We start from the raw sequence: 9,874 nt of genomic DNA on the forward strand, positions 1-9,874 counted from the left end.
CCAAACCCACAGACCCCGCCCCACCTCCCTCGTACAGACCACCGGAACCGCGGCGCCGGGGCACGGCGGGAAATCACCGCCGGGGCTTCGAGCGCGCGCTGGACGGTTCCGCCCCGCGGGGGCGGCGGGCTCGGGCACCATGGGCGAGCAGCTTGATCAACACCGCCCCCGTGCCCTCGTAAGGAGCCGCCGTGAGTGACCAGCCCCAGTCCTCCCTCCGCGACCTGTTACTCGGCCGCCTCGCGGCGTCCGGGCTGACCCCCGCGGCGCAGCAGCTCGTGGCCGGGCTGCTGCCCGAGGCGCGGGCCAGGAGCGCCGGGCGGGCCGGGCCGCTGTACCTGCGATCGATATCGGCCGCCGGCTGGCGCGGGATCGGACCGGCCGCGACGCTCGACCTCGAACCCGGCCCCGGCCTCACCGTCGTCGCGGGCCGCAACGGGTCGGGGAAGTCGAGTTTCGCCGAGGCCGCCGAGATGGTGCTCACCGGAGACAACTTCCGCTGGCAGGACCGGACCCAGATCTGGAAGCAGGGCTGGCGCAACCTGCACGACCCCACCGCCCCCCAGGTGTCCGTACAGCTGTGCCCCGATGGCGCCGGCGATCCGCTGACCGTGCAGAGGACTTGGCACGGGGACGGCCTGGAGGACTCCCGCACGGTCGTCCACCGGCCCGGCGGGCCCGAGCAGGACCCCCGCGAGATCATCGACGCCGAAGACCTCTCCCTCTACCGGCCGTTCCTCTCGTACAGCGAGCTCGGCGCGATGATCAACGGGCGGATGAGCGCCCTGCACGACGCGCTCGCGCAGATCCTCGGCCTGGACCTGCTCAGCGACGCCGACAACGAAGCCCGCGCCCGCGCGAAGAAGCTCACCGACACGGTCACGGGAGCCGGTGACCTGATCCGCGCCGTGACCGCCGAACTGTCGGATTCGGACGACCCGCGGGCCGCCGAGGCCGTGGCGGCGCTCGAAGGACGCCGGCCGGACCTCGACCGGTTGCGCGCGCTGCTCAAGGGCCAGGTCGCGACGGACGGCGCCGAACTCGCCCGGCTGCGCCGCCTCGCCGGCCTCGAAGGCCCCGACCCGCGCGAGGTCGCCGGCGCGGTCGCCCGGCTCCGGGAGGCCGCGGCCGTTGCCGAGGACGCGCGCTTCACCACCGCCGAGGACGCCCGGCAGCTGATCGAACTGCTGGAGCGCGCCCAGGACCACCGGCGCCGACACCCGCAGTCCGCCGACTGCCCCGTGTGCGGCGCCGAAAGCCGCCTCGACGAGGGCTGGTCCGGGCGCGCCCGGGAACAGGTCGACCGGCTCCGGCGGGAAGCCGCCGAGGCGCAGACCGCCCGTACGGGCCTGGACGCCGCGGCGCGGGCCGTACGGGACCTCGTACAGCCGGTTCCGGGCTGGCTCCAGGGCGATGCCTCGCCGCTCGCCCCGCTCTGGGACGAGTGGGCCGCCTGCCGGGACGTCACCGACCCGCGCGAACTCGCGGACCGGATCGAGCGCGTGGCGGCCACGCTCGCCGACGCGTGCCGGCAGCAGAGCGAGGAGGCCGCGGACCGGATCGCGGAGCAGGACGGCCGGTGGCAGCCCCTCGCCCTGCGCCTCGCCGAATGCCTGCGCGCCGCAGAGGCGACGGAGGCGGCCCGGCCGCTGATCAAGCAGATCAAGGACGTGCGCGCATGGCTGCGGAAGGTGACTGACGAACTGCGCGAGGAACGGCTCCGGCCCTTCGCCGACCAGTCGCAGGGCATCTGGAAACTGCTGTGCGAGCGCAGCAGCGTCTCGCTCGGCTCGATCAGCCTCGCGGGCACCGCCACCGCGCGCAAGGTCGTGCTCGATGCCTCCGTGGACACCGTCGACGCCCCCGCCTTCGGTGTGATGAGCCAGGGCGAGCTCCACTCGCTCGCGCTCTCGCTGTTCCTCCCGCGCGCCACGCACCCCGACAGCCCCTTCGGCTTCCTGGTGATCGACGACCCCGTCCAGTCCATGGACCCGGAGAAGGTCGAAGGACTCGCCCGCGTCCTCCACTTCTGCTCCCTGCGCCGCCAGGTGGTCGTCTTCACCCACGACACCCGGCTCCAGGCGGCCATCCGCCGACTGCGCGCGCCCGCGACGATCATGCAGGTCTCCCGTGGGACCGGCTCCGTCGTACGGGTCACCCGGACCGACGACCCGGTCTCCCTCGCGCTGGACGAGGCCCGGGCCGTGGCCGGCGACCGCAACGTGCCGCAGGACGTCGCCGACCGGGTGCTGCCCCGGATGTGCCGGGGAGCGCTGGAAGCCGCGTACCTGGAGCCCGCACGCCGCCGCTTGCGCGCCGACGGCCACGGCCACGAAGAGGTCGAGGCGAGGATCGGCAGGACGTACGAGCTCACCGGGCTGGCCGCGCTCGCGTTCTACGACAGCGGGATGGCGCCGGCCGAGGTGCTCGCCGCGGTCGCCCGGGACCACGGGCCGTGGGCGCGCACTCTGATCGAACGGTGCGACCCCGGCGCCGGCGAGGCTCCCGCCCCGCCGGGTGCCCCCGTGGACCTGGTCGGGGACACCGAACGGCTCGCCAGGGCGGTGCAGCGCCGGTGACCCGGTCCCCCCACCACCTCGTGGCCGCCGCCGGTGACCTGCTCACGCCCCCACCCGGCACCGAGCCCACCCTCACGCCCGCACTGCGCGCCCGCGCCGCGGCCGCCCTGCTGCGACTGGCCCTCGACGAGGCCATGGACGACTTCTGGCGTGGCGTCAGCCCCCGCATGGTCCACGCCAGGGGCCGGACCAAGGCGCTCTGCCTGGACGCGTACGTGAGCCCCGCCCTGGCCCGCCAGTGGTACGCCGTCTGGAGGGCCCTCACCGCAGCCGGCCACCACCACACCTACGAACCGCCGCCCACCCCGGCCGAGGTGAAGGCCTGGCACGGAGCCGTCACGGACCTCCTCCACGCCATGCCGACCTTCACCGGGCCGTGACGGCAGAACGGAGGGAAGGAACCGCACTGCTTGGACACCCGCCACTACCGCATCGTCGTCACCAGCGGACTCGATCACGTCGGAACCGGGGCCAGATCGACGACTGGCTGCGGAGATGGCTGAAGGAGCGGCCGAAGCAATACGACGTCGACGCCTTCGCCCAGGGGCGGAACGACTGCCCGAGGTGTGACCCTCTACCACGACTCCGCCACCGGGACGTCAGGAGCGTACGGACGCCGCCGGCTCCGGGAGACCACCCCGGACGGCACCTGGCACACCACCGTGATGATCCGGCAGGCCGGAACCGGACCGACCTGGTTCCAGCTGGACGCGGAGCACCTCCCGACGACCCGACGTCCTTTCCCGTACCGGCCGGGACCCCCCGGCTCGCGGGAAGTCCGCTCGACGTACTCCCGGCGCGCGAGGGGCAAAGGTGACGGGCCCGCGGGCGGGCGCCTGCGCCGGCGCTGAGGGGGGCGGCGTGAAGCGACGCGGCTGGTTCGCCCCTGCGGGATGGCCGGCCGACGCTAGGCTGGCCGGGTGAACGCGCGCACCGCCCTGGCGAAATGGCTCGGCACCCTGGATTCCGAGCGACTGACCGCCCTGCTGGAAGAGCGGGATCTGCCGCTCGCCGCCGAGCACCGGCGGGTCACCACCCTCCCCGAGCTCGCCCAGCACCTGCTCACCGACGAGTCGGTCGGCCACGGCCTGATGGCAGGCACGACAGGGGAGTTGGCGCTGCTGGCCTCCATCGCCGCGCTGGCTCTGGAGCGGCACGGCCCTGCCGCCGGCGGCGATGCCGAGGGTGGCCCCCGGTATCCGTGGCAGCAGCACCGGCCCGTGGCGCCGGTGGAGCCCGCGGACCGGCTGGTGGCCGAGCGGGACGTACTGGCCTGGTTCGAGGCGGGGGAGAAGAGGCAGCGGGCGGAGCACACGCTCACCCGACTGCGGGAGCGCGCGCTGGTGCTCCCCGCGCCCAAGGGGAAACTGGCGCTGCCGCCGCTGCTGCACGTCCGGGCCGCCGGGTTCGACGGCTACGGGCGCCCGGCCGACCGGCTACTGACCTCCGCCTACAACGCCCCCGAGGTCAAGCGGATCGCCGCGAACCTCTTCGGCGAGGGCGCGGCCCGTACCCGCGACCAGGCCCAGGAGCTGATCACCGCCCTGTTCGCCGATCCCGCCAGGGTGCGGGCACTGGTGGCGGACGCCCCGGCCCGCGCCCGGGAGCTGCTGGACCACCTGGTTGCCGGCCCGCCGCTGCTGCGCACCCACTGCTTCGTCAGCCGGTACGGGGGCCAGTACGCGGGCCCGGACTCCAAGTACGTCTTCCGGGAGGCCGGCAGCGGCGACGAGGGCACCGACTGGCTGGCCGCGCGCGGGCTGCTGATCCCCGTCGGGTTCGACCTGGTGGAGCTCCCGTACGAAGTCGCGCGTGCACTCCGCGACGGAGGTGCGTCCCCCAGCCCCCGCCTGGAACCGGAGCCGCTCACCGCCACCGCGCCACTGCCGCCCGGCTGGGAAGGTGAAGGCGGCACGGCCGCCGCGGCCGCCGCCTGGCGGGCCGAACTGGTCCTGCGGGCGCTGGCCGCTCAGCCGGTCGCCATCCGCAAGGCGGGCGGGATCGCCGTCCGGGACACCCGGCGGCTGGCCAAGGCGGCCGGGGCGGACGAGACCGACACCCGGCTGTGGCTCGACCTCGCCGTGAACGCCGGGCTCGCCGCGCCCCAGGACGACGAGCCGGCCCCGGCCCCCCGCGGCCGCCGGAACGCCAAGGCACCCAAGCCCTCGGCCCGGTTGCTGCCCAGTGACCGCTACGACGCCTGGGCCGCCGCCCCGCCCGCGGGCAAGCTGCTGCCGCTGCTGGCGGCCTGGGCGGTGGTCCCCGAAGTCCTCAGCCACTGGCCGGACCCCGACGAGACCCCGGTCGCGCTCATCAGCCCGAGCGACGAGGACGCCGTGACCCTGCGCACCGGGGTACTGCGGGCTCTCGCCACCCTCCCCGACGGACAGGGCCTCACGGGGGAGGCGCGGGGATACGCCGAACTCCTCGTCCTGGCTGCATGGTTCCGGCCCGCTCTGCGCGCCCACCTGGCCGGAGACGACACCGGAACACTGACCGGCGGCGACGAACTGCTCGACCGGCTGGCCGCCACCCTGGAGGAGGCGGCCCTGCTCGGCGTGATCGCCCACGGTGCGCTCACCCCCGTCGGGCGTGCCCTGTGCCGCCTGCTGGAGGCGGGCGCCGCCCACCACTACCCGGCCGTGCCCGGAGCGGGCGCCGACCCGGCCGCCCGAGGCTCCGAGGGCCTGGGCGAGGACCTCACCGACCGCCCCGCCCTGGCCCAGGCCGTGACCGCGCTGCGCGAGGCCCTGTACGCAGCCCTGCCCGAGCCCAGCGTCACCGCCCGCTTCCAGAGCGACCAGACCGCCACCGTCACCGGCGCGCCCGCGCCCGCCCTCGCCGACCTGCTGTCCAGCGTCGGCGACATCGAGTCCGAGGGGCACGCGGTGGTCTGGCGCATCACCGCGACCTCCGTACGCCGGGCCCTGGACGCGGGCTGGAGCGCCGACGAACTCCTGGACCGCCTCACGGCGGCAAGCGAACGGGGCACCCCACTGCCCCAGCCGCTGACCTACACGATCAAGGACACCGCCCGCACCCACGGGCAGCTCAAGGTCGTCCGCTCCGCCTGCTGCATCCGCTCGGACGACACCGCACTGATCGCCGAGGTCGCCCAGGCCCGCGGCCTGGCCAAACTCCGCCTGCGCCGGATCGCCCCCACCGTCCTGATCTCCACCGCCCCTCCCGAGGAGACCCTCACCGCCCTGCGCGCAGCCGGCTACGCCCCCACCCAGGAAGCCGAGACGGGCACCACGGTCCTCGACCGCGCCCCGGCCGAACGCGCGCGAAGCCTCCTCCCCACCCTGGACCAGGCCCACCCCCGGTACGGCGAACCCGTCCGCGGCGTCCCGGCCAGCGCCCGCACCCTGGCAGCCCAGCTCCTCAGCACACGTGGGTGACGAACGCCTGCCAAGCGCCGGGCCCGAACCCGATCACGGGCCCGGCGGGCCGCTTGCTGTCAGCGGACGGGGACAAGGCCGGTGATGCCGTCGGCGACCTCGACGCACTCACCCTGGCCGCCGCTGTAGCTGCTGCTGCGCCACGCCGCTTCGGTGAGGTCGGGTACGGGAGAGTGGGCCTGGTTCAGCCCGAGCGATTCCGTGGGTGGCAACGCGGACGTACGGGCATCGTCGAAGAGCTTCCGGTACCGGGCGACCTCGGACTCCTGTTCCATCCAGATGTTGCCCGTCGGAGTCTCCGTCAGTACGAGGCTCTGTGCCGCGATCCGCGGAAAGCTCATCAGCAGGTATGGCCCGAACATACCGGAGTGCGCCCCGCGCGAGAACGGCAGTACCTGGACGGTGATGTTGGGCTGCTCCGCCATGTCTGCGAGGTGTTCCAGCTGGTCACGCATCACGGTCGGGCCGCCCACCTGCTGGCGGAGGACGCCTTCGGCGAGGATGGCCCAGAGTTCCACTTTCCTCTCACCGGCGAGCCGCTCCTGCCGAGCCAGTCCCACCTGTACGAACTGGTCGACCTCCTCAGCGCTGTGCCACGCGCGTGAGGCGACGGTGACGGCCCGACCGTACTCAGCGGTCTGGAGCAGCCCCGGCACAAGCTCGGCCTGAAAGGTCCTGATGCTGTCGCAGATGCGATGAGTTGGGGGTGAGTGAACACCGCGGCCTCAGCCGAGGCGCCGTAAAGAGAGAGCAGAGGCTGATGCTGGTAGAGGACCCCGAAATTCGGTGATCCCTTCGCGAAATCGCGAAGCCGGTCGTCCACGGTGTTGTCCCCCCGAAATCTGGTCTGTGGGTATCCACGGTGCCAAACACAAGAAGACCCTCCGAACAGTACGGACGCTGTTTGGAGGCTCTCTTCGGCACATCGCCGCCCTCACTCCTCTCGGGTTCTCGACCAGTCAGACCACCCGCCCGGGGCCGCCGACGGGCTGCCTAACCCACTCGAAATCCAGAAAATGCAATTACCTTCTGGCTCAATGGGTGTTCCTGCCCGAGGATTCGAATGTGTTCGTCCAGCGTTTCACGCCGTACATGCATCGCCGAGTCGGAACCTTGCGCGCGTTCCACCAAACGCGACACTTGGCGACGCGCGTGGAGGGTGGGAGGGTCTGGCAGGAGGCCCGGGCATTCGCGCTTTCGCTCGACCGGGCCGCCTCGCCGCTCGCGCGGCGGCCGTACGACCTGCGGCACACCTGCATCACGAACTGGCTGAACGCCGGAGTCCCGGTCGCCGAGGTCGCCCGCCGTGCCGGCAACTCTCCGGAGGTCATCCACCAGCGCTACGAAGGCTGCATCGACGGCCACGAGGAGCCGAACAACGCGAAGATCGCGAAGGCGATGGGGTGGGCGGAACCCTAGATGAGTCATTCCGAAGTGATCAGTGGTCGTAGGCGATCAGGGACCGTGTGATTGGCTGTCCGGTCTTGTGGTTGTGCCAGATTGCTGCGGCCAGCGGGAGGACGCGTTGGGCGACGCGGACCGCGACGCCCTCAAAGGTCCGGCCGCCGTGTTGTTCCAGGTCGAGCTGGCCTTTGAGGGTGTCGTTCACCGACTCGTTCAGTTGCCGCACCGATTTCAGCAGTGACTCGCCCTTGTGGCGTTTCTCCCGCTTGAACGAGGGCCGCAGCAGCTCTGCCCCGCGCATGGCCAGATCGCTCTCGAATTCCTTGGAGGCGAAGCCTTTGTCCGTGATCACCAGCAGGCCGGGGCGGTCGGTGACTGTGTCCGGCTCACGATCCAACATCGCCGTCAGCACCTCGCGCTCGTCCAGCTTCGGGTTCACAAGGGACCACAAGATCGGCACACATACAGTGCGGTGAGCAGGGCGTCCAGGTCATTCGTCACAGAACGATCTTGGCCGCCCTGTCTGTCTCTCCGGCCGCCGGCAGGGGGCTGCCCGATTGCTCGGCTTCAGGCTTGAGCAGGCCGACAAGCTTCGGGAGACCGGACGCCACCGCCATGGGCGCCCGTGCCGGACCTCCCGGTCCGCGCTGTGGCCAAGAGCGCCCAGGGCAGCGCGAAGATCTCAGATCTTCCGCCGTCTGCTGCCCGCCGTTGTCGAAGGCTGCGACAACCTGGCCGTCTGCGCGTCCCGGTCCCGGCCCGATATTGCCCGAACCCCGCGCCATGCTCATGCCATCGATGTCATAATCGGACGTTGTGTGGACAACGCTTGCGCCGCTCATCGGCGTCCTGCTCGGCGGGCTCATGTCGATGCTGGCCCAACGCTCGGCAGGACGCGCCTTGGAACGCGGCGAGGCGCGCCGCAGTGTTCGTGAACTTGCCGAGGCGCGCCGCAACGAGCGTCTCACTCACCTCGTCGAATTTCTGTCTGCGGTGCAGGAAGCTGAACGAGTCGCGGTGGATCGGCATCACCACAACATGGCTGACGAGCAGTGGCAGGCCCGGGCAAGGCAGGTCCTTGACAGGGTGTGGGTGATGCAGAAGACGATCCACGTGCTGTGCACGTCTGAGGTCAGCGAAGCGGCACGTAGCCTCGCGTGGGCAGTACAGGAGGTGATCAGGAAGGGCCCCGAAGACCCGGGAGAGCCACAGGATGAGAAGGTCTGGGCGCACATCCGTCCGAGCCGACAGGCATTCCTTGATCTCGTGCGCGACCAGCTGAGTTGAAACCCCGGGGAGGGATTCGGCAGCTGCCGTGAGCGGCCCGGGGCAAGCAGCACCAGCTCCGGCCTCCATTGTGCGGCGAGCATCATCTACTTCGCCGGCTTCTCGAGGGACGCAAAGCCCGCCTTGGTGCAGGAGGCGTGCATGTCCACGGGCCAGCAGCAGGCCATCGAATGGCCCCTTGGCCCATCGACAAGCTGATCACGATCACTTCGGAATGACTCGTCTAGTGAGCGCGAGCAGCGGCCCGCACCAATCTGCCGATCATGCGAAAGCAGCGAGCCGATTAGGGCTGTTGGTGTTCCTGGTGGCCATAGCCGGGTGCGGCGGCCGGCAGACGACGACCACGACCGGCGACGTGACCACGACGGTGGTGCAGGACGGCCAGTGGGTCACAGCAGCCATCTCTGCCGGAGCTGTTCTCATCAGCTCGGCCGCGGCGGCCTGGATCACCACTACTTCACGGGGCGGACCGAGCAGAGGAGGCAGCAGCACGCCGACGCCCAGGAGGCCGCGAAGCGTGAGCACGAGGCCAAACTGACGCACGAGCAGCGCATCCGCGATCAGGTGGTCGCCACTTCCAAGACGATCTCGAAGATGCTCCAGGACTTCAGGGCGAAGATCGGTGAGGCGACAGAGGCAGTGGACACGTTGGCCGCCACCCTCCTGTACGACGAGTGCTCCGCCATAGTCCGCCGGCACCACGACGACGCCTTGCCCGTCATCGAAGTCATGCCGGACCTGGAGCTCCGGCAGAGAGCCAATGCGCTCTTCGAGGCTTACGGGGAGTGGGCGGGAGGTACTGCCGAAGCGCTTTCGAATCTGACGAGGCGCCCGGACGCCAGTGGGCTCGACGGGACTCGGGAGCAGTACTACGAGCGGGCGCGACGGGTGATCAGGGATGCGTCTGCTTGACGCGCGGCCCCACGTCCCTCACACGGGAGCAGTGCGTAGCAACGACAAAGGCCCGGACTCAGTTGGACTGAGTTCGGGCCTTCATGCTTGGCACTTCAGCTGGTCAGCGGCGTGATCGCGCTGCCTCTGCTGGAGTGCCCCCGGCAGGATTCGAACCTGCGCACACGGCTCCGGAGGCCGTTGCTCTATCCCCTGAGCTACGGGGGCGCGTCGTCCGTGTTGCGGCGACGGGTTGAACACTACCAGCTTCCGTGGGGTGATCAGGAACGGGTTTGCGGGGGCGGAGGGGGT

Annotated in this window: 8 protein-coding genes, 1 tRNA gene and 1 pseudogene; 6 read left to right on the plus strand and 4 right to left on the minus strand. The window is 71.4% G+C overall.

Annotation, left to right across the window (positions count from 1 at the left end; all coding sequences use genetic code 11):
- Positions 1-191: 191 nt before the first annotated feature.
- The 3 genes from PV721_RS36850 (at position 192) to PV721_RS36860 (ending at position 5,980) form a co-directional block, all read left to right on the plus strand.
- Positions 192-2,579, plus strand: a complete 2,388-nt coding sequence (locus PV721_RS36850; RefSeq protein WP_319732192.1) for an AAA family ATPase — start codon at positions 192-194, stop codon at positions 2,577-2,579.
- On the plus strand, positions 2,576-2,959 hold the full coding sequence (locus tag PV721_RS36855; protein WP_319732194.1) for a hypothetical protein: 384 nt from the start codon (positions 2,576-2,578) through the stop codon (positions 2,957-2,959). Before PV721_RS36850 ends, PV721_RS36855 begins: the two co-directional genes overlap by 4 nt.
- Before the next feature lie 540 nt (positions 2,960-3,499).
- A complete protein-coding gene (locus PV721_RS36860) occupies positions 3,500-5,980 on the plus strand; it encodes a helicase-associated domain-containing protein (RefSeq protein ID WP_319732196.1) in 2,481 nt (826 codons plus the stop codon).
- On the opposite strand, the gene PV721_RS36865 is transcribed toward PV721_RS36860, so the two are convergent.
- Both PV721_RS36865 and PV721_RS36870 read right to left on the minus strand, forming a co-directional pair.
- On the minus strand, positions 5,964-6,092 hold the full coding sequence (locus PV721_RS36865; protein WP_319732198.1) for a DUF397 domain-containing protein: 129 nt from the start codon (positions 6,090-6,092) through the stop codon (positions 5,964-5,966). The genes PV721_RS36860 and PV721_RS36865 overlap by 17 nt on opposite strands.
- The gene (locus PV721_RS36870) at positions 6,040-6,636 is read right to left on the minus strand and encodes a DUF397 domain-containing protein (protein WP_319732201.1); all 597 of its coding nucleotides are present in this window, start codon (positions 6,634-6,636) and stop codon (positions 6,040-6,042) included. The genes PV721_RS36865 and PV721_RS36870 overlap by 53 nt, the downstream gene beginning before the upstream one ends.
- A gap of 508 nt (positions 6,637-7,144) precedes the next feature.
- On the opposite strand from PV721_RS36870, the pseudogene PV721_RS36875 reads away from it, so the two are divergent.
- Positions 7,145-7,399 (plus strand): annotated as a pseudogene (locus PV721_RS36875) (site-specific integrase); the annotation flags it as partial.
- 19 nt (positions 7,400-7,418) lie between these two features.
- On the opposite strand, the gene PV721_RS36880 reads toward PV721_RS36875, so the two are convergent.
- Entirely contained in the window at positions 7,419-7,823 is a 405-nt protein-coding gene (locus PV721_RS36880) for a hypothetical protein (RefSeq protein ID WP_319732205.1), read from the minus strand.
- Positions 7,824-8,200: 377 nt separating this feature from the next.
- Between PV721_RS36880 and PV721_RS36885 the strand changes: the two genes are divergently transcribed.
- Both PV721_RS36885 and PV721_RS36890 read left to right on the plus strand, forming a co-directional pair.
- Positions 8,201-8,671 carry a hypothetical protein gene (locus PV721_RS36885; protein WP_319732207.1) on the plus strand — a complete coding sequence of 157 codons (471 nt, stop codon included), beginning with the start codon at positions 8,201-8,203 and terminating at the stop codon, positions 8,669-8,671.
- Between the two features lie 384 nt (positions 8,672-9,055).
- Positions 9,056-9,583, plus strand: a complete 528-nt coding sequence (locus PV721_RS36890) for a hypothetical protein (RefSeq protein WP_319732208.1) — start codon at positions 9,056-9,058, stop codon at positions 9,581-9,583.
- Positions 9,584-9,718: 135 nt separating this feature from the next.
- On the opposite strand, the gene PV721_RS36895 is transcribed toward PV721_RS36890, so the two are convergent.
- A tRNA-Arg gene (locus tag PV721_RS36895) sits at positions 9,719-9,790 on the minus strand.
- Positions 9,791-9,874 lie beyond the last annotated feature (84 nt).

This window comes from Streptomyces sp. MB09-01 (assembly GCF_033794505.1).
In the GTDB taxonomy this organism is placed as follows: Bacteria; Actinomycetota; Actinomycetes; order Streptomycetales; family Streptomycetaceae; genus Streptomyces.